The sequence below is a fragment of the Gemmatimonas sp. genome, from assembly GCF_031426495.1.
In the GTDB taxonomy this organism is placed as follows: domain Bacteria; phylum Gemmatimonadota; class Gemmatimonadetes; order Gemmatimonadales; family Gemmatimonadaceae; genus Gemmatimonas.
Genome location: NZ_JANPLK010000043.1, coordinates 78052 through 101375 on the forward strand (window position 1 = coordinate 78052; position 23324 = coordinate 101375).

A 23324-nucleotide genomic window follows, 5' to 3' on the forward strand; every position below is an offset into this window, starting at 1 on the left:
GGCCGTCTTTTTGTTCAGTGTCGGCGGTTTGGCGATCAGAACACTTCCGCCGCTACGGCCGGTGCCTTGACCCGCTCGACACCCCGGAGCACGGTAATCCGCGCACCAGCTTGCCGCAGACGACCGATGGTGCGGTCGTCCAAGCGCGCGCGAAGCACAATCACATCCTCGTCGGTGCGCTGATCCAGCACCTCACCGTCGCGATGCATCTCGGCAATCATTCGCCCGTTGGCCGCCGGCAGCCGGACTTCAAGCACGGGACGTTGGCGACGCAGGCTGTCCAACAGTGATGCGCGCAGCCCGTCGAGACCACCGGGCTCGATGGCCGACACGAACAACGAATTCGGGATGAGATTCGCCACGCGTTCACGAACGGCCGCCACTTCGTCGGCTGGCAGCAAGTCCATCTTATTCATGATGTACAGCTTCGGCTGATCGGCCAGCCCGAGATCCGCCAGCACACCGTCCACGACATCGCGCTGCTCTTCCCAGACCGGATGACTCGCGTCGATGACGTGCAGCAGCAGATCCGCTTCCTTCGCCTCGGACAACGTGGCCCGGAACGACGCGACCAGATGGTGCGGCAGCTTCCGGATGAACCCGACGGTGTCGGTGAGGAGCACGGTGTAGCCGTCGCCGACGTCGACTTCACGCGTGAGCGGATCGAGCGTGGCGAAGAGACGGTCTTCCACGAACACCTGCACGTCATTCGCCATCTGCCGCAGGATCGATGACTTGCCCGCATTCGTGTAGCCAACGAGGGCAACTCGGTAGTGCGCCTTGCGTCCTTCCCGCTGCACTTCGCGCGCGCGCTCGACATCGGCGAGGCGCTCCTTCAGCACGCGAATGCGATGTTGAATGAGACGACGGTCGGTTTCAAGCTGCGTTTCACCCGGACCACGTACGCCGATACCACCGCGGAACTTCTCGAGGTGGGTCCACATGCGTGTGAGTCGCGGCAGCAAATACTGCAGCTGCGCGAGTTCCACCTGCATGCGGGCCTCGCTCGACCGCGCCCGCGTGGCGAAGATGTCCAGAATCAGCTCCGCGCGATCCATCACGCGCGTTCCGACAATGGCTTCGACGTTCTTGCCTTGGGCCGGCGTCAGCTCATCATCGAAGAGCACCAGCGTGGCACCGAGTTCGTTGATGCGCAGCTTGAGCTCCTCGACCTTCCCGCTGCCCAGGTACGTCGCGGGATGCGGCCGATCGAGCGCCTGCGTTAACCGGCCAACCACGACAGCCCCAGCCGTGTCGGCCAGGCGGGCGAGTTCTTCGAGGTGTTCTTCTGATTGATGACGGGCATTACCACGCTTCGACGGTGCACTGACGAGCACCGCGCGCTCGACTGGCGGCGTGAGGGAGATGATCTCGCGGCTGATGTGCGTCTACCTAATTCTGAGAGGGCGAAGCCGATCAGCGTCCGTTGCCGGACACCGAGGAGTACCGTCCCGTCCGGTCGTATGGACGGGTGAAATTGCCGAGCGGTGTGGAGACAGTGAAATCGCCGCGCACGCGGTAGTTCACCGTGCCGGCCGTGACCAGAGACCGACCAGCCGCGCCGAGGCCGGCGTAGGTGAAACGTACGGGCAAGCGCACCAGCGAGGAGTCGTTCTCTGGCACCACGAACCGACCGTCAAGCGCACCACTTCCGAGCTTGATGGTGTCCACATCCACTTGATACGTCATACTTAGCGCGTCGAGCTTGTAGCCATTCGGGTTGTAGACCGAGAGCACAACGTCGACGCTGCCCCCGGTGAGCCCGAGGCCCGTCACGTTGAACTCACGCAGCGTCACCACTGGTTCCTTGAACGTCGCGCGTCCAAGCGTGGCGCACGCGGCACCGCCCGTGGTCAACGCCACGACTGCTCCCGCCGTCATCCAGCGCCGTACAGCCCTCGTCATGCGCATCTCATATCCCCAGAGCTGAAAGGTCTGCTCCCAAGTTTCCGGTGGCGTCGGAATCGACGGCGCACCGAGTCCTTGAATGGTACCCGTCCCCTCGGTCGTGTTCCGTCACTCGACAACGGGAGGCCCGCCACGTTCGGCCCACCACGCGAGACGTTTGGCGATCTGCTTCTCCTCGCCGACCGATAGAGGATGATAGTAGGTCTGCCCTTGGAGTTCCGGTGGCTGATACGGTTGCGCAACAAACGCCCCGGGATGATCGTGCGGATACTCGTACGGCACGCGGCGATCGGGATCGGCGCGCAGATGCATCTCCGAATTGAGCAGATGCGCCGGCACGGGCACGGACGGTGATTCCGCGGCGGCCGCGCGGGCCGCTGCCCATCCGAGGTACAGTCGATTCGACTTCGGCGCGACGGCGCAGTACACGGCCGCTTGCGCCACCGCCCGTTCACCTTCCGCGGGCCCGAGTCGGCGGAACGTCTCCCAGGCGGTCATCACGATGCCGATCGCTTGCGGATCCGCGAGACCGATATCCTCCGTCGCCATGGCCGCCAACCGACGCAAGAAGATCTGCGGGTCTTCGCCGGCCTGGAGGCCGCGCGCCAGCCAGTACAGCACGGCGTGCGGGTCACTGCCGCGCAGCGACTTATGAAAGGCCGACAGCACCGCGTTGCGGTCGACATCGACGCGATCGTAGCTCACGACGCGTGTTCCGAGCGCATCGGCCAAGGCGTCACGCGTGAGCGCGGCACCGGTCGGGAGCATCTGCGCGACCGCCTCCAGCGCACCGAGCGCACGACGCGCGTCGCCATCGGACTGCTCCGCGAGCCAGCGCAGCGTGTCCGGATCTGCCTGCACCCGTAAAGCACCAAGACCGCGATGTTCGTCGGCCAGCGCGCGCGCGCATACGCTGACGACGTCTTCGATCGTGAGTGGACGGAGCGCGTACACGCGAGACCGTGACAGCAACGCGCCCACCACCGCGAAGCCGGGCACCTCGGTCGTTGCCCCACACAACGTGATCACACCATTCTCGACGTGTGGCAGTAATGCATCCTGCTGCGACTTCGCCCAACGGTGGATTTCATCGATCACCACCAGCGTGCGGCGCCCTTCAAAGTTGCGACGCTTCTCCGCGTCGGCGACGATTTCACGAAGACGTGGGATGCCGTCGGTAACCGCGTTCAGGACCACGACCGTCTGCTGCATGTATCGGCCGATCAGACTGGCAATCGTGGTCTTGCCCGTCCCACTGGGACCGGTCAGAATCACGCTCCCGATCGTGCCGTTCCGGATCGCATCGCCAAGCGGTCGACCGGGAGCGAGCAGATGCTGCTGTCCGACGACGTCTTCGAGGCGTTCCGGGCGCATACGAGCCGCCAGTGGCTCCGGTGAACTCGCCGCGAACAGGGTGGCGCTCATCGGGCGATCGAGCGGGCGCCCGCCGGCGCGCCCGTCTGCAAGCCGAGTCTCGCGGCGGCGGATGCCAACGCGGTGGCCAGCTCCGACGAGGGGGCGAGCATGGTGCGCGACGGAACCCAGACCGCGGCCGGTGGCTCGGCCCGTTCGGAAAGCCCCAACCCATCTAGCAGAAAGTACCAGCGATCCGAACGTGAGTAGATCACGAGCAGCAGCTCGGGCGTGAGCGACAGCTGATCGTCCGGCCCGAACACCGACATCTCCACGCCCCCGTACGTCGCCAGCGGAAAGCGCAGACGCCCGAGCGCGTCGCGCAGATCCGGCAGCGCGACGTCGAAGCCCGCCCATTCTGTACCGCTTCGCAGATCGCTCATCACGACATCGACAGCGGGATCGAGATGCAGCGTCAAGGCGTGCAGCAGGTCGACGGCGCGTTCTGCCGTCGTCCCGATGCGCGCGACGTGCACGCCGGCATCCTTCGACGCGACAAACCAATCCGACACCGGACGGAAGCGCCCGGCCTCGTCGCCGCCCGACGGCGACATCGCGTTTCGCATTTGGAGATTCATGCGCCCGGTCAGGCGGTTTCAGAGAGACTGGCGAGGTCGCGTGCCGCCTCGAGCAGCGCATCCCGTGTGTTCGCAGCGGGGTCGTCGATCACCCGCTGCAGGAGCGCATGCAACAATCGCCCCAACGCCGGTCCGATCGCGATACCCGCACTGCGCAGATCGTCGCCATCGATTGCGAGATCGGCCAGTTCGATGGGCTCTCGGAAGGCGATCGTGAGCAGGCGTCGGTGAAGCCGACGCACCAAGGCCGGACTCACCCCTCCCATCGCGCTCCACTGGGCGGCGGCCAGGCGCACAAAGCCCGCCACTCGTAATCGCCCGACGTTCGCCGCCAGGCGCCGAAGTTCGGCGTCAGCTGGGAGGACACCCGAGGCCATCGTTTCGGCGAGCGATGGCCCGAAACGGCTCCACCGATCCACGAGCGACGACACGTTGGAAGTGTCCTGATTCGAAAAGCGGAGGTCGCGTAATGCCCGCTCCGCCGGCTTGGCGCCGCCCTCGCTGAAGAGTGCGGCGACACGCAGGGTCTTCCGGAGCGGACGACCGGCTAAGCCGGGGCGAGGCAAGGCGTCGATGGCGCGTAACGTGTCGTCGCGGACCTCGGCCAACATCGGTACCAGCGACGCGAATGCCCCCGCCTCTCGCCACCGAACGAACGCCACCGACGGAGCCAGCACCTGTTCCATGGTTTTCTCAAGCTCCTGCTTCACCCGCTCGGGAGACAACCGCGTGAGAAACGGTGCACTCTCGACGATCGCCGCCCAGGTGTCCGGCGCGATCTCGAAGCCGAATCGCGCCGCGAAGCGGATCGCCCGCAGCGCTCGCAGCCGGTCTTCGCGCATCCGCGCGTCGGCCTCTCCGACGGCGCGTACCACGCGACGCGTCAGATCGATCTGCCCACCAAAGGGGTCGTGCAGACGGTGATCGATCGGATCGTACGCGATAGCGTTGATCGTGAAATCGCGACGTGCCAGGTCCTCATCCAGCGAGGCGCCGAACTCCACGACGGCGTGCCGCCCGTCGGTCTTCACATCCCGGCGAAAGGTCGTCACCTCATGCATGACGTGGTCGCGGTCGAGCACACCGATCGTTCCGAATTCGATCCCAACCGGCACGGTGCGGCGGAACAGCTTCCGGACTTGCGTCGGCGTCGCCGCGGTCGCGAGATCCCAGTCAAGGTGGGCCTCCCCCAGCAGCGCGTCGCGCACGGCTCCGCCGACGCACCAGGTTTCGAAGCCCGCCTGCTGGAGCGTGCGAGCGATGTCGATGACCTGGCCGGGGGTGCGCAAGTTCCCACGAGACGCTGCGCTCGCTATCCGCAGAGCACGCTCCCGCCGTTCACATTCAGAATTTCGCCGGTCACATGCCGAGCCAACGGGCTGGCCAGAAAGAGAACGGGTCCGGCGATGTCCGACGGGGAGGCCACGCGCCCCAATGGGATGGCGGCCTCGATCCGCTCGCGTCCGGCAGCGAACGGCTTCGCCACGGCCTCGGTATCGACCCACCCGGGCGCCACGGAGTTCACCGTGATATCTCGACTACCGAGCTCAACCGCAAGCGACTTCACGAAGGAGATCATCGCCCCCTTCGTTGCCGCGTAGTCGGCGTGACCCGCCTCGCCCCGTTGTCCCGCCGTACTGGATACGAAGATCATACGACCACCGTCGCTCATCACTCGCGCCGCCGCCCGCGCCCCGTAGAACATTCCGTCCAGGTTGGTCGCCATCGTGAAACGCCATCGATCATCGTCGAGCAGCGAAACGGGCAGCGGATCAGGCGGCCAAAAGCCTGAGTTTCCCACATAGATATCCACACCGCCGAAGAGCTGCATGGCTTTATCCACAAAGTCCTGATTCGCCGTTTTTGTGGACAAATCTCCCATGTGCGAAAAATTCCGCACTTTGTGATTTGTGAGATCTGCAATCACAGCCGCCGCCTCGTTCGAGCGATTGCGGTACGCGATTCCCACATCGGCCCCGGCCTGTGCGAGCAAGCGCGCCACGGAAGCGCCAATCCCCCGTGCCCCGCCGGTGACCAGCGCTCGCTTCCCTTTCAGTGAGATCATGCCAAGCCTATCCTGTGAAAGTACATGACACGTCGTGCGTCAAGTAGTTAAGTGAAAAGGGTTTATCGTTCAGAATTGGACAGTTCTTCACAACGTCTGTTCGATCGCGTCACAGATCGCGTGCTGAATACAGAGATGTATCTCCTGCGCCCGGTCGGTCCGATCCGTCGGCACCACCACGGTGTGATCCGCCAGCAGTCGCAAGGCGCCGCCGTCCCGTTTCGTGAGGGCCAGCACCGGAATGCTCTTCGCCTTGGCCGCCTCAGCGGCACGCAGGACGTTTGGAGAATTTCCGCTGGTCGAATGGATGATCAAGAGATCGCCACTTTTCCCAAGGGCTTCTATCTGACGAGAAAATATGTGATCGAACCCGAGGTCGTTGCCCGCCGCCGTGATCAACGAGGTGTCGGTGGTCAGGGCGATGGCGGGGTAGGCGCGACGGTTTCGCATGTAGCGAACGACGTACTCTGTGGCCATGTGTTGCGCGTCGGCTGCCGATCCGCCGTTCCCGCAGAATAGGAGCGTTCCCCCCTGATTCACCGTGGTGCGCACCATCTCGAGCGCGCGCTCGATCTCCGGCGCGAGGTCACGGGCGACCTGTTCGGCCGTCGCTGCCAGCTCCGTCAGAGCGGCAAGCAACGGGGCAACGGACGCGTCTGGAGCGTTCTGCGGGCCTTGATCGGCGTGGGTCATAGCTCGGTATTGGTTCAGGTATCGATCGTCTTAGCGACCGAGTATGCGCTTGATGCGTCCAACCAGGCCGTCGCGAAGGGGGGGGACCGGCAGCGGATCCTCGTCGCCCAGCACCCGCTCGGCGTTCGCCCGCAGCAAAAGGTCCGACTGCTCGTCTGCCCCCCGCTCGGCGAGCCAATCACGAGCGGTGCCCAGCGATCGGCCATCGCCGTGGTTGTCGGACGCCAGGATGTCGATCAGTCCATCCGCCAGCATGGCCTTGGCCAAGTCCGCAGGCACCCCACGTCCCATGAGCACCGAGGCGTCGGTTTGAATGACCACTCCCAGCGCTCGCCACTGCCGCACCAACTCCAGCGTGCAGCCGAAGTAGCGCTCCGGATGAGCCAAAATGGGCGTCCGCCCGCTGCGGGCAATACGACGGAGCTCGCTCGTCGCCCCGCGCGGTAGTCCGCCGCGGGTGAATTCCACCAGCAGCGCCCGGGAGTTCCCCAAGCAGAGTTCGGGAGCCGTCAATTCGACACCTGGGCTGTCGAGCATGATCTCCCAACCCAGCCGAATGTCCAAGTCGGCCGGCGCCGCGGCGCGCAGCAGCGCCAGCAGTTCGCCGTGGCGCGCGTACGGCGCGCTCGCGGCCTGACTCGCGTTGAGATGCGGCGTACAAACCAGTACGGTGACGCCCTGAGCCGCGAACCGCTGGAGCACGGGAATCGAGACGTCGAGAGACGGCGACCCGTCGTCGACGCCCGGCAGCAGGTGCGAATGAATGTCGATCATGACGCGTCCCTCCTGCTGACGTGGCGCGGCGATGTGGACATCGCTCGCGTGCGGCGGCTCAGGCGCCCAGCGATGCAGGGAGCGCCGCAATTCGGGCAAGGGCGCGAGCGGCCCGGGCGTCCATCAGCGCCGGTTCGTCGGCGGCCGCTTGGAACGCGTAGGTCACCAGCGCATCGACCGCGAGCAGGTCAAGCGCGGTCGTCCGTGCTGTCGAGCCGGAGGCGAGCAATGCATCCAGCAACTGCACACCCGCGTCGAGGCACGCCTCGGGCACCTGCTGTACGGGCAGATGCGCAAACGGTTCCAGCAACGCCGAGAGCCGAACCCGCAGCCCTTCGGGCGGCGCAGGCGTCAGGGCATCGAACCAGCCGCCCACCGTGGTCATCTTCGGGTCCCTCGTACTCACCGCGCCGTTCGTCGCGCTCACCCGGCGGATGCCAGGCGATCGAAGATTTCAGCGGCCGCGGCAATCGCCGCGTCCAGCTTGTCGGCCTCGACACCAGCCTGCGCCATGTGCGGCTTCCCGCCGCCACGCCCACCGACGGCTGCCGCCACCTCACGCACCACGATGTCCGCTCGCAATCCACGATCACGCGCGTCGTCGGTGGACACCGCGAGCAAGGCGCCCTTTCCGTCGGCCAGCACGGCACCCAACACCGCCACGCCGCTTCCGAGCGCCTCCCGCAGTGAATCGCCGAGCGCCTGAAGCGCCTTCACATCGACAACCTCGACTCGCGTCGCGATGAATCGGACACCGCGCACTTCGGTGGCCTGCGCCGCCAGCTGCTGCGCGACACCGCCACCGGACACGCCGCCCCGCATCGCTTCATCCAGGCGCTTCTCGAGCTGCTTCCGTTCGTCGATCAGCGCGTCGATCTTCTTTTCGATCTGCTCGATATTCGTGGCCGTGCCGGCCATCGGCACCTTCAGGCGCGTGGCCACCTGCACCAGTGCGCGCTCGCGATCGGCAAGGAACTGAAACGCGCGCGGTCCGGTGACGGCCTCGATGCGACGCACGCCAGCCGCCACGCCGCCTTCCGACACGATGCGCACAAGGCCGATCTCGGCAGTGTTCTTCACATGCGTGCCGCCACAGAGCTCGACGGACAACGTCGGAATCTCCACCACGCGCACCACGTCGCCGTACTTCTCGCCGAACAGCGCCATGGCGCCCTGCGCCACGGCATCCGCGTAGGCCGACTCGCGCGTGTTGACGGGCGCGGCGGTCCACACGCCGGCGTTCACCTGGGACTCGATCGCAACCAGCTGGTCGTGTGTGAGCGGACCGTGGTGCGTAAAGTCGAAGCGCAGACGATCGGGTGAGACCAGCGAGCCGGCCTGGTGCACATGTTCACCGAGCACATGTCGCAGCGCCGCGTGCAGCAGGTGCGTCGCCGTGTGATTGCGCTCGGTATCATGACGACGCTCGCGCGGCACCACGGCGTGCGCCGGACCAAACGTGATCTCGCCGGTGGCGGTGCCGATGGCGGCGATACGGCCGTCAATCTTCTTCACATCGGACACGCTGACCGACCAGCCGGATCCGGTGATGGTGCCATGATCCGATACCTGACCGCCGGACTCCGCGTAAAACGGGGTCTCGCGCATCATGACGGCTACGCGTCCGTCCGGCAATGCGCGCACTGCCGTCACGACGGTGTCGGTTTCAGTCACGTCGTACCCGACAAATCGGCCAAGCTTGGCGGCATGCTGCTGATCGTGCGTCCACTGCGTCGGATCGCCGAAATCATCAGCGCTCACGGTGATCTGCCGCGACTTGCGCTCGTCCTGAGACTGCTTGCGCTGCGCGGAGAGGGACTGCTCGAATCCGGCGATGTCCACCAGATATCCGCGCTCACGAGCCATGAGTTCGGTGAGGTCGATCGGAAAGCCGAACGTGTCGTACAGCCGGAACGCGTCTTCTCCGGACAACGTGCCACGCATGGTCGTCGAGCCTTGCGTCGATGCGGCCGGCGCCAGCTCCTCGAATCGGGTCATACCCGCGTCGATCGTCGTGAGGAAACGCTCCTCTTCGGCGCGCGTGGTCTCCAGGATGTGCTTGCGCCGCACATGCAACTCGGGATACAGGTCGCGCATCGTTTCGATCACGACATCGACGACATGCACGAGCGTCGGTTCGCGGCGACCCAGCAGCCAGGCATGGCGGACGGCGCGGCGCAAAATCCGACGCAGCACGTAACCGCGGCCTTCGTTGCTCGGGAACACGCCATCGGCCAAGAGGAACGCGGTCGCGCGTGCATGGTCGGCGATCACGCGGAACGACGCCGGATCGATCTCACGGCCATCCTTGCCGACCGCCGAGCCGAGCCCCACGCCCGGACGATACGGGTAGCCGATGCCGACAATCTCCTCGACCTTCGCGATGAGCGGGCGGAAGAGATCCGTGTGGAAATTATTCGTGACGCCCTGCATGACGGCGGCGATGCGCTCGAGCCCGGCCCCGGTGTCGACCGACGGCTTGGGAAGCGGCACCATCGTTCCATCCTGCTGCCGGTCGAACTGCATGAAGACGAGGTTCCAGATCTCCAGGAAGCGACCCGCTTCGGCGCCTTCAACGAAGGCATCGAGCGAGTAATCCTGAATGTCCGTATTCGTCCACTCGCCGTGCGCGTCTTTCGGGAACGCCCAGTCGGGGGCCATGTGCGCGAGATCGACGTAGATCTCGGTGCATGGACCGCAGGGACCGGTATCGGCCATCTGCCAAAAGTTGTCCTTCGCCCCGAGTCCGTAGATCCGGTTGTCCGGCACGTCGGCCACGTCCTTCCACAACTGACGCGCTTCATCGTCCTCGTGGAAGACAGTAACGCGCAGGTGCTCGCGCGGAATCTTCAGGTCCTCGGTGATGAACTCCCAGGCGAATCGGATCGCATCGCGCTTGAAATAATCACCGAACGAGAAATTGCCGAGCATCTCGAAGAAGGTGTGGTGGCGCGCCGTATGCCCGACCTGTTCGAGGTCGTTGTGCTTGCCTCCGGCACGAACGCATTTCTGCGACGTGGTCGCTCGCCGATTACCATCGGGGGCGTCCTCCATGCCGAGAAAGACCTTCTTGAATTGGACCATCCCTGCGTTCGTGAATAGCAGGGTGGGATCATCGGCCGGAACGAGCGCGGAGCTCGGGCGGATGGCGTGGCCATTCTTTTCGAAGTAGGCCAGGAATCGGGCGCGGATTTCGGACGCAAGCATAGGCGTGCAAATATAGACGACAGCGAGTGCAATGTGCGGGGGCTACTCGCTCTCGCTTTCAGATTTCCGTCCGAGCACCTCACGCAGCACCTGTCCGATAACGCTGCCGCCGAAGCCACGGCGCTGCAGAAACGCGACCAAGCGGCGGCGAACGACTGCCGGCTCATTGGAACCCAGAGCCCGCACACGCTTCTCTGCCAACACAAGGCACGCCGCCAACTCGTCAAAGCCGTCTTCACTGATGGCCGCGGTCACGGCATCGTTCACCATTCGGCCTTCGACCCCTTTCCGTCGAAGGACCTGTCGCACCTTGGCGGGCGCCTCCCCGTGCCGCAGTCGTGCCGCCGCCTCGGCATGCGCGACGTCCTCATCGGAAAGCACCCCAATGGCGGTCAGGCGGTCGAGCGCCTCGGCGATCAGCGCGGCATCAGGCTGCACCCGTCGAAGGCGAATTTCGAGCTCGCGGCGCGTCTTTCGGCCACGCGCGAGCGCGCCGACGGCGCGGTCGCTGACGTCCGTGATGGCCGACTCGCGGCCAAGGTAGGCCACCGCGTCGACATCGAGCTCGACGCCCGCGCGGGTAGCCCCCGTCTCGCTCAGGGCGCCGATGGCGACGGTGAAGATGCGCCCGTCGGTGAGCGTGAGCACGAATCGCCCCGGCCGACGCGACGATTCTAGCACCGTTTTTACGGTACCGGGCCCGCTCCCTGGTTCAGGAGGGGGTACGAAAAGAACCGAGGGGTTACTCACAATGAGCCGTGGTGATCCGGGCACCACTTCACATCGCAAGCCACCCCTCGGCCCTCTTTTCGTTCACGCATACGGCAGATACCGCGTACTACTCCTCGGTCTCTTCGGGCGCGCCCGGCGCTGCTGCTTCCTTCACACCGAGCAACACCTTCACCTTCTCTTCGATCTCAGCCATCAGGACCGGGTTGTCCTTGAGGAACATCTTCGCGTTCTCACGACCCTGCCCGATGCGCTGGGTGCCATAGCTGTACCAAGCGCCTGCCTTGTCGATGATGCCGGCTTCCGAGCCGATGTCGACGAGCAGCGACGTGTGGCTGATGCCTTCGGCGTACATGATGTCGAACTCAGCCTGCTTGAACGGCGGTGCGACCTTGTTCTTGACGACCTTCACGCGGACGTGCGAGCCGACCACTTCTTCCTTGTCCTTGACCGGTCCGATGCGGCGGATGTCGAGGCGCACCGAGGCGTAGAACTTGAGCGCCTTACCGCCGGTGGTGGTTTCCGGGTTGCCGAACATGACGCCGATCTTTTCGCGCAGCTGATTGATGAAGATCACCGAGGTCTTCGAGCGCGCGATCGCGCCGGTCAGCTTACGCAGTGCCTGACTCATCAAGCGCGCCTGCAGACCGACGTGGGAGTCACCCATGTCGCCCTCGATTTCCGCTTTCGGCACCAGCGCGGCAACGGAGTCGATCACGATGACGTCGACGGCGCCGGAGCGCACGAGGATTTCACAGATCTCGAGCGCCTGCTCGCCGGTGTCGGGCTGGGAGATCAGCATGTTCTCCACATCGACGCCGAGCTTCTTGGCATACTCGGTATCGAGCGCATGCTCGGCATCGATGAAGGCCGCCACGCCGCCCAGCTTCTGCGCATTCGCCACCACGTGCAAGCAGAGCGTGGTCTTACCGCTGGACTCGGGTCCGTAGATCTCGGTGACGCGGCCGCGCGGAATACCGCCGACGCCAATTGCCGCATCGAGATTGATGGCGCCCGTGGGGATCGATTCGACACGCACTTTCGAATCGGTACCGAGGCGCATGATCGAACCCTTACCGCAGCTCTTTTCGATCTGCGCGACTGCGAGCGCCAGGGCCTTGCGCTTGTCGTCTGACATCACTGTGCCCGCCATAGAAACCGCCGTCGTGAGTGGTGAAGCCGCCATGCCCTGGCTCGCGAGAATCTACCGGGAACGCGAGCAGGACCAAGACCCGAATAAAATACGAAGAACCATCGATGTGGACAACTCCCCTGCACTGTCTGATTTCAGGGCAGTAGAAAGGCATTCTCCACGTGCTGCACTCGGACATTTTGACCGGAAATGAGGATTCCGACCACATCGAAGCGGTACGTCAGCTCGGGGGCACCGTGTCGATCCACCCAAACGCGGGCGCTGCGGCCGAGTTCCCGGCGTTTCCGAAAGTGTACGGCCTCCACGGGGTGTCCGAATGCCTCCCCACGCCTCGCCTTCACTTCCACGAACGCGATGTCGTTCCCGCGTCGCATGATCAGGTCGATATCGCGATGCCCGCTGCGGAAGCGATGCGCAACGAACTCCCATCCGTCACGTCGCATCCATCGCGCGGCAATGCGTTCGCCCAACAGCCCGAGAGCCTGTCGTTGTTTCGTCATGGGCGCACGATACCGCGGTCGCCCACGGCGCGTGTCACCAGAAATGCGCCGACGAACTCAAAAGAACGCAGCGCCGGCACGCGCGGCGAGAATGGTCGCGGGATCGTCGCTGATGATCCCCTGCACACCGTGCGACCAGAGCTGTGTGGCCTTCACGGCATCGTTCACCGTCCACACGTGAGTGACCACGCGTGCGTGGCGCACGGCTCGGGCGATCGCGCTAATCGGTAACGGGACGCCGTTATACGTGGGCGGGATGCAGAGCGCCTGATACCAGGGTGACGGTATCCGACGCCGAAGCAGCGACGGCCACAGCAGTCGCGCCACGTCAGGCGTACTCGCGCCGAGAGCGAAGCCCTGTCCGCGCAGCGGCTGGGTGCTTGCAGATTCGAAGCCGGCCACAATCACGCGTTTCTGGAGGCCATGTCGGGTAATCGCAGCGAGCAGCGCGGCCGACGCGGCCGGCGTCTTCAGCTCCACGATCAGCGGCAGCGTACTCGGCAACGCCTCGACCACGTCGTCAAACGAGGGAATCACGACGCCGCGATCACGCCACGGAAAGCTGCGCCCACCGTCCACGGTGAAGCGCGCTCCGGCGTCGTGCGCACGGAGCGTGGCGAACGTCTGGGTCGCGACCGCGCCACTCCCACTGGTGGTCCGGTCGATCGTCAGGTCGTGCATGAGGAGCAACACGCCGTCGCTCGAGACCTGTACATCGAACTCGACGGCATCCACCCCAAGCACCACGGCCTCTTGCAACGACTCGAGTGTGTTCTCCGGTGCGTGCGCGCGGTTGCCTCGATGTCCGATCACCGGACGGGCGTTCTGGTCAAGCAAGATCATGGTGCAAGATAACGCGAATGCACGAGGGGGCGGCGCACGCTGTGCACCGCCCCCTCGTCAACTCCGCGCTGTCACGGTCGTGCACCGGGCGCGTTCCGCACCCGGTGCCGCGCCGGATCAGAAGGAGTACTGCAGACGTGTCATGATCAAGCGACCCGTCTCCGGCACGCCCGGGAAGGTGCGGATGCGATTGTCGAACATATTCTGCGCGTTGAGCGACCACATGAGCTTTTGGCTGCCGAGGTCGAAGCGCTTGGAGACCTGCGCGTCCATCGTGAGCGCCTCGGGCACATTCTCGTAGCAGAACGTACCGGCAGGCGCCGGGCTGCAGCGATTGGCACCACCCGACGCATTCGCCACGGCGCCGGTCTGACCAGCGGCGATCGGGAAGGCGAAGTTCGTGGTGTAGTAGCTCGAGTTTACGGGATACGCCTCGTTGTAGCGAGTGCGGAGCTCAAAGCCCAATCCGTTCTCATCGTTCCGATACCGGACGCCGAGCGAACCACGAGAGTTCGGCGAGTTCGACATCAGCGGCAGGTTGTTTCCACCCGGGACGCTGCGGAAGATATTCTGGCTCTGCCAGCTGTAGGACAGGTCCACCGTGACGCGATCGGTTGCCGAGATGTCGGTGGCGAGGTCGAGACCGCGCACCCAGATCGACTTGCCGACGCTGGAGTACGTGAGGTAGAGATCCGTGCTCGTGCTAGTGGCGTTGTCGAAGGTCACGACGCCCAACGGCGCCGGAGCAAAGCTACGACCGAGGCTCGGGCCGAGCGCGGCACCGATGCCAGTTGCCAGCGCGGTGGCGTTGCCGACGCCGAGTCCTGCCGCCTGTTGAAGCGCGGTTGTCAAGTACGATGTCGTCTGGCCGGAGATGTACCCCTTGAGCTGCGTCGTATCGCCAAAGAAGACGTTCGGTGTGGCGATCGCGGACGCCGTACCGACGTCACCACGCTCCTGCCCCCAGAAGGAAAGGTCGAAGCCGATGCGGCTGCCGACACGACCCTTGTAGCCCACTTCGAAGGTGTTGTTGAACGAGGCCCGCAGCGGATCGATGTCGGCCACTTGCGCCGCCTGCAGCGGGGTCGACGTGCCGATAATCGAGAGTCGCGTGCTCAACTCGGCGGACGTCGGCGCACGCGTCGCGAGGTGCTGAATGAGACCCGTCGCCAGTCCGGGGGCTAGCGCCGCCGCCTGCTGCGCGGAGAAGCCGCCCAACTGCAGTGCGCCGGCGATGCCGGCGGTGACGCTCGGGTTGAGCGCGCCAGCGTTGGCACCGATGAGCGGGCCGAACGCCGCCGCCGCGTTGGCACCGACGAACTGACCACCGCCGGCAAGACGCGACTTCATGCACAGGCCGGACGCGGCGCTGCTGGTGCAATCACGGCGAAACTGGAAGCCTTCCTTCGGCGGATTGCCACGAGCGCGGACGTCGAAGCCAGAGCCGCCCACGTTGGGCGCGGCGAGCAAGTCGAGGAAGAAGGAGAAGTTGGCCGGCGTGGAGAACGCGCGGTTGTACGTGAAGCGCAGGTTCTGATTCGGCGTGGGGCGGAAGATCAGGGCCGCACGCGGCGAGAAGAACTGTCCTTCGATCACGTTGTTCGCATCACCGCGGGCCGCGAGCAACAGTTCGATCTTCTCGGTCGGCTTCGTGGAAGACTGAATGTACGCGCCGTACTCCGTGACGTTGTCAACGTCTTCGTTCGAACCGTTGGTCGTGTTGCCGGTTTGCGGATTCGTCCAGATGTAATCGAGACCATAGGTGAAGCTCTGCTTCTTGCCGAGATCAAGGCCGTGCTGGAGCTGTGCGGCCACGACGCGCGACTTGTCGACGATCGGCTGCCCAGATCCGAGGAGGAACGTGCCCCGGTCGTCCATCGCATTCTTGTTGCCGGCGTCGCTGGCGTTGATGAACGCCTGCGCGAAGAGGCGATTCCAGCGGAAACGCTGCTGGAGATTCGTGTACGACCAGTTCTTGATCTGCGCCGTGCCGTTGGTGCCGGTGAGTTCGAGACCGCTGCCGATCTTCGTGTAACCGAGCGTCGTGATGGCTTCCATGCCCTCACGGGGTCGCAGATCGAGGCGTGCCTCGCCGGTGAAGCGCTGCAGATCGAAGTCACGCTGGCTCGCCTTTCCGCGACGCGACTCAGGAACGACCAGCGAGGTGCTGAAGATCTTCGGCTCCTTCAGGTCGTTATACTCCCAGTCCTTACCCTGCATATACTCGCCCGACACCTTGTACGCCGCCTTGTCACTCAGCTTGCCGGCGTGACGCAGTCCCGTGCGGATGATCGAGCGCTCGCCGCCGTCCACGCTGATCGTGGTGCCCTGCGAGGCGAACGGCGACTTGGTGATGATATGGAGCACGCCGTTCGAGCTGTTCGGTCCGTAGAGGGCCGACGCAGGTCCGAGCAGGATCTCCATCCGGTCGATGTCTTCGTTGGTGCCGGTGAATAGGAACGGCACGTTCACGCGCAACGACGGAACGCCGGCAAAACGATAGTCCTGCAGCATCAGCATGCTGCCACTGAACGCGTTGTTGAAGCCGCGCGCCACGACGTTCGACTGGGCGAGACCACCGCGGCTCACATCCACGCCGGGGCTCGAACGCAGGTGATCGGTCACCGTGACCACCGGGCGCTCCGCGATCTGCTCACTGGACACGACAGAAATCTGCGCCGGCGCATCGAGCACCTTTTCCGGACGGCTGCGACTCGCCGTGACGACGGTCTGGTCGAGCGTGGTCGTGCGCGCGGTCATCGCAATGGTGAGCACGGCGCCGGGCCGCACACTGGCCGAGCTCTTCGGCGCAAAACCGAGCACGTTCACACTTACCGTATACGTGCCATCGGGAAGATTCACGATGCGGAATGCACCATCAGCGCCGCTGACGGCACCGTAGGTCATGCCGCCCGCCGCAGTGGCTTTGACGGCAGCGTTCTCGATCGGGCGCCCGCTCTCGGCGTTGGTCACTTTGCCGGTAATCGCGCCGGATTGGGCCGCTAGCCCACCGGCGACCACAGGCAGCGCGCCGAGTGCGAGCAGGGTCGCAGTCAGTACTTGTCGAACTCGAAGAAAAAACATCTAACACCTCGGGAGGGAGGAAAAACGTCGAGGTCCAGCGGCCCGCGGGAAGGAGAGCGGGAAGAGGAGGGACGAGCCGTCTCTATGTTCGCCGGACTGTTGCACGCCGTCAATACGCAGTGACGAGAGTCAACGGAGAATTTGATGAAGTCAGGAACCGCAGATGCGGTCCAAATCCTGAACGCCCACCAGCACATCGCGCGGGCGCGCGGCGCCTTCGGACGGCGCCAGCACGCCGGCCGCTTCGAGCTGATCGATGATACGGGCGGCGCGTCCGTATCCGATCTTCAGCCGTCGCTGCAATAGCGACGTTGATCCCTGGCGATGCTGGATCACGACTTCCGCCGCTTCACGGAAGCGCGCATCCCGGTCGTCGGAGGAGCGATCGCCATCGTCATCGTCACCGCCGTCGCCCTTCGCTTCGAGCGCACGCACGGTTTCTAGAATATCGGGTTCCGCCATGATGCCTTCACCAGCCTCATGACGGGCGCGGGCATCCTCATACCATTTGAGCAGTCGCTCGGTATCCTCACTGGAGAGATATGCCCCCTGGAGCCGCGCCGGTTCCGACTTGCCCGGCGGGATGAACAGCATGTCGCCGTTGCCAAGCAGCGCTTCGGCCCCCGCGCCATCGATGATCGTACGGCTGTCCACTTGCGACGCCACACGAAACGCGATCCGGCACGGAAAATTCGCCTTGATGAGGCCAGTAATCACGTTCACGCTCGGTCGCTGCGTGGCCAGAATCAGGTGAATGCCGATCGCGCGCGCCTTCTGCGCCAACATCGCGATCGGCGTTTCGACTTCGCCCTGCACCGTCATCATGAGGTCGGCCATTTCGTCGATCACCACGACGATATACGGCAAGACACCACCGGAATACGTCCGATCCTCGAAGGCCACTTCGAGATTGCGCGGCTTCTGCACGGGTGCGCCTTCACCGTCAGCATGCTGCTGAACGCGGCGATTGAACTCCTGTAGGTTGCGGCACGCATTCGCTTCGAGCAATCGGTAACGGTCCTGCATCTCCATCACGGCCCACTTCAACACCGACGCCGCGTCACGGTTGTCGGTGATCACTTTGTGTCGCAGGTGCGGCAGTGTGTTGTATACGCTGAGTTCGACCATCTTGGGATCGACCATCAGAAATCGCAGCGTACGTGGCGTGTGCCGATACGCGAGACTCGTGATGATCGTGTTCACGCACACCGACTTTCCGGAGCCCGTGGCGCCAGCGATGAGCAAGTGCGGCATCTTCGCCAAGTCGGCGATCACGGCGCGTCCTTCGAGATCCTTGCCCAGCGCGATCGGAAGCGCTGCGCGCATCTGACGAAATTCTGCCGACTCGAGCACTTCGCGCAGCACCACCATTTCCGGCGACGGGTTGGGCACTTCCACACCGACCGCGCCACGCCCCGGAATGGGTGCCACGATGCGAATGCTCGGCGCCCGCATCGCCAAGGCCAGATCATCGGCCAACGCCGCGATCTGCCGCACCTTCACGCCGGGGGCCGGCTCGATTTCGAATTGCGTAACCGTCGGTCCTGTCGTCCGCCCCACCAGCTCGCCGTCCACTTTGAACGTGCGAAGCGTCGCCATCAGCTTCTCACCCGCCAAGTCCAGCTCGCGTTTGCCGGCATCGGCATTGCGGGCAGGCGCGGCGGTAAGCAGATCGGTGGGCGGCAAGTTGTCGCTGAAGGGCGACGGCTCCGACGACGCGTCGAGGGCCGCCTCGACCGCGGCGGGAGGACGGGCCGTTTCCTTCGCGTTCCTCTTCGATTTCGCGCCGTCGCGACCGGCCTCAGGCGCGAACCGGGCATCCGGCTTCTCGAGTGCGAGGACGTCCCGCGCCAGCACGGGGTCGATCGCCGGCAGCTCCTCGGGTTCCGGCTCGAGCTGCTGGGCCAGTGTGCGGCGCTTGCGGCCGGTCGCGATCGCACGGTCAACCGTCGGCGCTTCGTCTGCCCCGTTCGCATCGGCGCCGCGTCCGGGGCCGAGCAGCATGCGGATCGGATTCCAACGCAGGGTCGCCACCGTGAGCACACTCGTGGCCAGCAAAAAGAACACCCATGCACCGGCCGAGCCGAGTCCTTTGCGCAGGTAGTGCGCAACAAAGCTGCCCCAGAGTCCGGAGCTATCCGACGCCGACGGTTCGCCGCCAAGCGCGAGACCGATCGCTACTGGCACCAGAGTGACCGTGCCCGCGAAGAGCACGCCCCAATCGCTCGCGTCGTCGGCACGCGCGATCCGCCCGAAGAGTGTGAGCGCGACCACCAAGCACCCCAGCGCGACGATCGCCGCTCCCGGAATCCCGACGGTGCTCACCAGCGCGCAGCGCGCCCACGTTCCGGCCGGCCCGAACACGCCGGTCGCCTCGAGGCACAACTGGCCGGCATCGGGTGCATTAAAGATCAATGCACCGGTGAGAAACACCGCAAGCAGCGTCAGCGCGATCGCCGAGAGCTCCCGACGCAGCACAGCGGGTTCCATGCCTAGTGATCCGCGCGAGTCGCGGGCTCGAGCTGAAGCTGTCGATCGTGGTATAGCACTGACCGATGGAAGCGATCGAGCGTCAGGCACATCTCCACATCGCGCTCGAAGCCAGCGGCAACCAACGACCTCGCGTGACCGGCTTCGAGCGCCACCGATGCCACTCCTCCCTGAAACGGCCGTTCCGCCATTTCCGCCACGCGCGCACCATCGCCCCGCGTGACGCGCTCGACCCCGGCGGTAATGCCGCGCACGAGCCGTCCGGCGCAGACGACGTCCTCGAGCGCCACGTGCCGCTCATGGCCAGCGCAGATGATCGTGACATCCCCGCCGTGTTCGATCGCCGACCGCACCGACGCCACGGTGGCGGTCACATTCACGAACGCGGCGAAGTAGCAGGCGCGCGCCCCGTGTGACGCGGCTAACGCCATTGTGCCGTTGGTCGTCGTATAGAGAATCGTCCGTCCTTCGACCGATGCCGGTGTATACTCGGCGGGAGAATTGCCCAGATCGAAGCCATCGATCTTCACCATGCGCCGCTCACCCGCCAGTTGAACCTCGCCCCGCGCGTACGCCTTCGCCCGCGATGCCGTTTCGTCGACGGTCTCGAACGGGATCACAGCGCGCGCCCCCGCATCGAGCGCCGCGGCCACAGTGGTGGCCGCGCGCAGCACGTCAATGACCACGACGATACGATCCGCCACCTCGGCGGGCGCAACTTGCGCCTCGCCGAGCAGCACATCGATGCGCACTATGTCGGTTCCTTGAGCAGATCGGTCCCTTCCAACTCGAGCCACTTGGTGTGCACCTTGCCGGCCTTAAAGGCAGGATGCTGCATGACGCGGGCGAGGAAGGGCATGGTGGTCTTCACCCCTTCGATCACGAAGCTCTCGAGTGCGATCTGCATGCGCTTGAGCGCCTCTTCGCGCGTGTTGCCCTGCACGATGAGCTTGGCGATCATCGAATCGTAGTACGGCGGCACGGTGTAGCCCGCGTAGGCATGGGTGTCGACGCGCACGCCGGGGCCGCCAGGTTGATGGAAGACCTCCAACTTGCCGGGCGACGGCTGGAAATTGCGGGCTGGATCCTCGGCATTGACGCGGCACTCGATCACGTGACCGCGAAACGCGGGCGTCTCGAGGATCGACAAGGGAAGCCCCGACGCCACACGAATCTGCTCCTTCACGAGATCGACGCCCGTGAGCATTTCGGTCACGGGATGCTCGACCTGGATGCGCGTGTTCATTTCCATGAAAAAGAATGAACCGTCTTCGTCGAGTAGCATTTCCACGGTGCCCGCGCCGACATAGTTGATCGCCTTCGCGCCCCGCACGGCCGCCTCGCCCATCTTCTCGCGCAGTTCCGGCGTCATCACGGGACACGGCGCTTCCTCGATCAGCTTCTGGTGACGACGCTGCACCGAGCAATCGCGTTCGCCCAGGTGAATGACATTGCCGTGCATATCGCCCATCACCTGAAATTCGACGTGCCGAGGACGCTCGAGAAACTTCTCGACATACACGTCGCCGTTGCCAAACGCGGAGAGCGCTTCAGAGCGGGCAAGCTGGAAGGAACGCAGGAAGTCATCAGGATCGCGTGCGACACGCATTCCCTTACCACCGCCGCCAGCGGCGGCCTTGATGATGACCGGGAAGCCGATGCCGCGAGCGAACTCCAGCGCCTCCTCGGGATCGTCGACCGGTCCCGGCGATCCCGGCACGATCGGCACCCCGCACTCGGCCATCGCCCGACGAGCCGAGGCCTTGTCGCCCATCACGCGAATCTGCTCCGGCGTGGGGCCGATGAAGGCAATACCCGAGGCGCGGCAGGTTTCGGCGAACTCCGCATTTTCCGCGAGAAAGCCGTAGCCTGGATGGATCGCGTCGGCGCCGGTGATTTCGGCGGCCGCGATCAGTCGCGGGATTTTGAGGTAGGAATCGCGACCCGGTGGGGGTCCGATACAGACATCATCGTCGGCGAAGCGCACGTGCAGCGACTCGCGGTCAGCCTCGGAGTACACGGCGACCGTCTGAATTTCGAGTTCACGGCAAGCGCGAATGACACGGAGAGCGATTTCGCCGCGGTTGGCGATCAGGACCTTTTTGAACATGCCGTATGGTGGCAGGCTCAAAGCCCTGCCGCCAGTCCCGCGGCCGCCAATCAGGTGGCGGCGCTGCCCTGGCGGAATCCGTCCCAGTTCGTGTCGCTGGTTCCGTCGACCCCCTGGATACGGAGCGCGAACTCCGCGGGGTTGGTCGCATAGAAGAGCGCGTTCTCGTAGGAAATCACCCCGCGCGAGTACCAGTTCATGAGCGACTGGTCGAAGCTCTGCATGCCGTACGCCATGCTCCCTTCCTTGATCAGGTCGGGGATATTCAGGGTGGCAGACAGGTCGCGAATCTGGTCGCGGACCGCCTCGGTGTTCACCAGCACTTCGCAGGCGGGCACACGACCCGGACGATCGGCCCTCGGCACGAGGCGCAGCGAGATGACCGACGACAGCGCGTTGGCGAGCGCGAAACGCACCTCGTTTTGCTGGTGCGGCGGATAGAACGACAGGATGCGGTTGATAGTGAGCGTCGCATCGGTGGTGTGCAGCGTCGAGAAGACGAGGTGACCGGTGCCAGCCGCCTTGAGCGCGACATCGAGCGTCTCGAGATCTCGAATCTCACCGATCATGATGACGTCGGGGTCCTGACGCAGCACACGACGCAGCGCCTGGGAGAACGACGCGGTGTCCGTTCCCACTTCACGCTGGTTGATGTGGCTCTGCACGTCGCGATGCACGAACTCAATCGGATCCTCGATCGTGATGATGTTCGCGCTGCGGCGTTCGTTGATATGGTGCACCATCGCCGCCAAGGCCGTGCTCTTGCCGGACCCAGTCACGCCCGTCACCAGGACCAGTCCGCGCGGCTTGAGGGCCAACTGCTCGAGCACCGGCGGCAGGTTCAGGTCTCGGATCGACGCCGCCGCATGCGCGATGGCACGCATGGCGAAAGCAACGGTGCCTTTCTGCTGATACACGTTGACTCGGAAACGTCCGATACCCGGGACATTGATCGCGAAGTCCGACTCGCGCATCTCCACGAACTCACGAAGCTGCGCGGGCGGCAGCAGGTGCTCGGCGAGCGACCGGAGTTCTTCCGGCCGCATCGGCGGCATATCAAGCGGGACGAGGTCCGAGTGCAATCGCAGCGTGGGCGGCCGTCCGACTTTGAGGTGCAAGTCGGACGCGCCCTCGCGCACCATGCGCTGCAGTGCGGCCTTCAGATCAAGGCCCGAGCCAGGCGCCGTCGGGGTGACGGTTACTGGAGCGGCACCGGAGACCATCGTCATGTCATCGCGTCTCAGCCGGTCGGATCGAGGCGGTAGAGCACTTGTCCGTACTCAACGGCGTTGGACTCGGTGACGTTCACTTCGCGCACCACGCCGTCGAACTCGGACTCGAGCTCATTCATGATCTTCATCGCTTCGATGATGCACACAATCTGACCCTTGCTGATGCGATCGCCGACATTGACGTACGGCTTCGCACCGGGCTCGGGGGCAGAATAATACGTGCCCACCATCGGCGACTTGATCTCGAGGAGTGCAACCTTCGGTGCCTCGGCCTTCGGCGCCGCCGCCACACCCTCTCCGGCAGGACGCTCCGCACCACCAGCGGGCAACACCGGGGCCATTGCGACGGGAGCGGCCATCTGGGGCGCGACCGTCATGGCCGCAACGCGCTGCTGGGAGCTCTTCGAGATTCGGAGCTTCATCCCCTTGTCGGAGGAGATCTCGATGGAATCCACCGTGGAGCCGTCGAGCATCTCGATCAGCTTCTTCACGTAGCGCAGGTCGATCATGGCGGGGGAGTCAAAGGGGATCATCGGCGCGGAGAG

The 23324-nt window shown here is 64.7% G+C and carries 20 protein-coding genes; all 20 read right to left on the minus strand.

All coding sequences use genetic code 11. The features are described 5' to 3' along the window. Positions 1-35 precede the first annotated feature (35 nt). On the minus strand, positions 36-1337 hold the full coding sequence (hflX, locus tag RMP10_RS11550) for a GTPase HflX (protein WP_310570405.1): 1302 nt from the start codon (positions 1335-1337) through the stop codon (positions 36-38). A gap of 79 nt (positions 1338-1416) precedes the next feature. Then, a complete protein-coding gene (locus tag RMP10_RS11555; RefSeq protein ID WP_310570406.1) occupies positions 1417-1905 on the minus strand; it encodes an LEA type 2 family protein in 489 nt (162 codons plus the stop codon). A 111-nt stretch (positions 1906-2016) separates the two neighbouring features. After that, entirely contained in the window at positions 2017-3333 is a 1317-nt protein-coding gene (locus tag RMP10_RS11560) for a replication-associated recombination protein A (protein ID WP_310570407.1), read from the minus strand. Continuing rightward, positions 3330-3887 (minus strand): hypothetical protein, encoded by a 558-nt coding sequence (locus tag RMP10_RS11565; RefSeq protein WP_310570408.1) that lies wholly within the window; start codon positions 3885-3887, stop codon positions 3330-3332. Before RMP10_RS11565 ends, RMP10_RS11560 begins: the two co-directional genes overlap by 4 nt. 20 nt (positions 3888-3907) lie before the next feature. Then, entirely contained in the window at positions 3908-5188 is a 1281-nt protein-coding gene (locus RMP10_RS11570; RefSeq protein ID WP_310570409.1) for a hypothetical protein, read from the minus strand. Positions 5189-5211: 23 nt separating this feature from the next. Beyond that, entirely contained in the window at positions 5212-5964 is a 753-nt protein-coding gene (locus RMP10_RS11575; RefSeq protein ID WP_310570410.1) for an SDR family NAD(P)-dependent oxidoreductase, read from the minus strand. A gap of 87 nt (positions 5965-6051) precedes the next feature. Beyond that, complete coding sequence (locus RMP10_RS11580; RefSeq protein ID WP_310570411.1) at positions 6052-6657, minus strand: SIS domain-containing protein; 606 nt, start codon at positions 6655-6657, stop codon at positions 6052-6054. A gap of 30 nt (positions 6658-6687) precedes the next feature. Continuing rightward, positions 6688-7431, minus strand: coding sequence for a CpsB/CapC family capsule biosynthesis tyrosine phosphatase (locus tag RMP10_RS11585; protein WP_310570412.1), 744 nt, complete (start codon positions 7429-7431; stop codon positions 6688-6690). Between the two features lie 58 nt (positions 7432-7489). Further along, entirely contained in the window at positions 7490-7837 is a 348-nt protein-coding gene (locus RMP10_RS11590; protein WP_310570413.1) for a hypothetical protein, read from the minus strand. A 17-nt stretch (positions 7838-7854) separates the two neighbouring features. Further along, entirely contained in the window at positions 7855-10638 is a 2784-nt protein-coding gene (gene alaS, locus RMP10_RS11595; protein WP_310570414.1) for an alanine--tRNA ligase, read from the minus strand. 42 nt (positions 10639-10680) lie between these two features. Beyond that, entirely contained in the window at positions 10681-11319 is a 639-nt protein-coding gene (locus RMP10_RS11600) for a regulatory protein RecX (protein WP_310570415.1), read from the minus strand. A gap of 157 nt (positions 11320-11476) precedes the next feature. Beyond that, positions 11477-12553 (minus strand): recombinase RecA, encoded by a 1077-nt coding sequence (recA, locus tag RMP10_RS11605; RefSeq protein WP_309668928.1) that lies wholly within the window; start codon positions 12551-12553, stop codon positions 11477-11479. A 101-nt stretch (positions 12554-12654) separates the two neighbouring features. Then, complete coding sequence (locus RMP10_RS11610) at positions 12655-13020, minus strand: YraN family protein (protein ID WP_309668927.1); 366 nt, start codon at positions 13018-13020, stop codon at positions 12655-12657. A 57-nt stretch (positions 13021-13077) separates the two neighbouring features. Beyond that, positions 13078-13863, minus strand: coding sequence for a glycerophosphodiester phosphodiesterase family protein (locus RMP10_RS11615; RefSeq protein ID WP_310570416.1), 786 nt, complete (start codon positions 13861-13863; stop codon positions 13078-13080). Between the two features lie 117 nt (positions 13864-13980). After that, complete coding sequence (locus RMP10_RS11620) at positions 13981-16947, minus strand: TonB-dependent receptor (protein ID WP_310570417.1); 2967 nt, start codon at positions 16945-16947, stop codon at positions 13981-13983. A gap of 150 nt (positions 16948-17097) precedes the next feature. Then, a complete protein-coding gene (locus tag RMP10_RS11625) occupies positions 17098-19437 on the minus strand; it encodes a DNA translocase FtsK (RefSeq protein ID WP_310570418.1) in 2340 nt (779 codons plus the stop codon). A 2-nt stretch (positions 19438-19439) separates the two neighbouring features. Beyond that, positions 19440-20189 carry a 2-phosphosulfolactate phosphatase gene (locus tag RMP10_RS11630; protein ID WP_310570419.1) on the minus strand — a complete coding sequence of 250 codons (750 nt, stop codon included), beginning with the start codon at positions 20187-20189 and terminating at the stop codon, positions 19440-19442. Continuing rightward, on the minus strand, positions 20189-21547 hold the full coding sequence (gene accC / locus RMP10_RS11635) for an acetyl-CoA carboxylase biotin carboxylase subunit (RefSeq protein WP_310570420.1): 1359 nt from the start codon (positions 21545-21547) through the stop codon (positions 20189-20191). The genes RMP10_RS11630 and accC overlap by 1 nt, the downstream gene beginning before the upstream one ends. A 50-nt stretch (positions 21548-21597) precedes the next feature. After that, positions 21598-22776: a PilT/PilU family type 4a pilus ATPase gene (locus tag RMP10_RS11640; RefSeq protein ID WP_309673071.1), complete on the minus strand. Its 1179-nt coding sequence runs from the start codon at positions 22774-22776 to the stop codon at positions 21598-21600. Positions 22777-22787: 11 nt separating this feature from the next. Then, complete coding sequence (gene accB, locus RMP10_RS11645; RefSeq protein WP_310570421.1) at positions 22788-23312, minus strand: acetyl-CoA carboxylase biotin carboxyl carrier protein; 525 nt, start codon at positions 23310-23312, stop codon at positions 22788-22790. Between the last annotated feature and the right edge of the window lie 12 nt (positions 23313-23324).

What these genes read in the sequence shown, in the direction of transcription:
- RMP10_RS11555 (WP_310570406.1), bottom strand. Translation starts at nt 1,905, where the DNA reads ATGACGAGGGCTGTACGGCGCTGGATGACGGCGGGAGCAGTCGTGGCG.
- RMP10_RS11560 (WP_310570407.1), bottom strand. Translation starts at nt 3,333, where the DNA reads ATGAGCGCCACCCTGTTCGCGGCGAGTTCACCGGAGCCACTGGCGGCT.
- RMP10_RS11565 (WP_310570408.1), bottom strand. Translation starts at nt 3,887, where the DNA reads ATGCGAAACGCGATGTCGCCGTCGGGCGGCGACGAGGCCGGGCGCTTC.
- RMP10_RS11575 (WP_310570410.1), bottom strand. Translation starts at nt 5,964, where the DNA reads ATGATCTCACTGAAAGGGAAGCGAGCGCTGGTCACCGGCGGGGCACGG.
- RMP10_RS11580 (WP_310570411.1), bottom strand. Translation starts at nt 6,657, where the DNA reads ATGACCCACGCCGATCAAGGCCCGCAGAACGCTCCAGACGCGTCCGTT.
- RMP10_RS11585 (WP_310570412.1), bottom strand. Translation starts at nt 7,431, where the DNA reads ATGATCGACATTCATTCGCACCTGCTGCCGGGCGTCGACGACGGGTCG.
- alaS (WP_310570414.1), bottom strand. Translation starts at nt 10,638, where the DNA reads ATGCTTGCGTCCGAAATCCGCGCCCGATTCCTGGCCTACTTCGAAAAG.
- recA (WP_309668928.1), bottom strand. Translation starts at nt 12,553, where the DNA reads ATGGCGGCTTCACCACTCACGACGGCGGTTTCTATGGCGGGCACAGTG.
- RMP10_RS11610 (WP_309668927.1), bottom strand. Translation starts at nt 13,020, where the DNA reads ATGACGAAACAACGACAGGCTCTCGGGCTGTTGGGCGAACGCATTGCC.
- RMP10_RS11615 (WP_310570416.1), bottom strand. Translation starts at nt 13,863, where the DNA reads ATGATCTTGCTTGACCAGAACGCCCGTCCGGTGATCGGACATCGAGGC.
- RMP10_RS11620 (WP_310570417.1), bottom strand. Translation starts at nt 16,947, where the DNA reads ATGTTTTTTCTTCGAGTTCGACAAGTACTGACTGCGACCCTGCTCGCA.
- RMP10_RS11625 (WP_310570418.1), bottom strand. Translation starts at nt 19,437, where the DNA reads ATGGAACCCGCTGTGCTGCGTCGGGAGCTCTCGGCGATCGCGCTGACG.
- accC (WP_310570420.1), bottom strand. Translation starts at nt 21,547, where the DNA reads ATGTTCAAAAAGGTCCTGATCGCCAACCGCGGCGAAATCGCTCTCCGT.
- RMP10_RS11640 (WP_309673071.1), bottom strand. Translation starts at nt 22,776, where the DNA reads ATGACGATGGTCTCCGGTGCCGCTCCAGTAACCGTCACCCCGACGGCG.
- accB (WP_310570421.1), bottom strand. Translation starts at nt 23,312, where the DNA reads ATGATCCCCTTTGACTCCCCCGCCATGATCGACCTGCGCTACGTGAAG.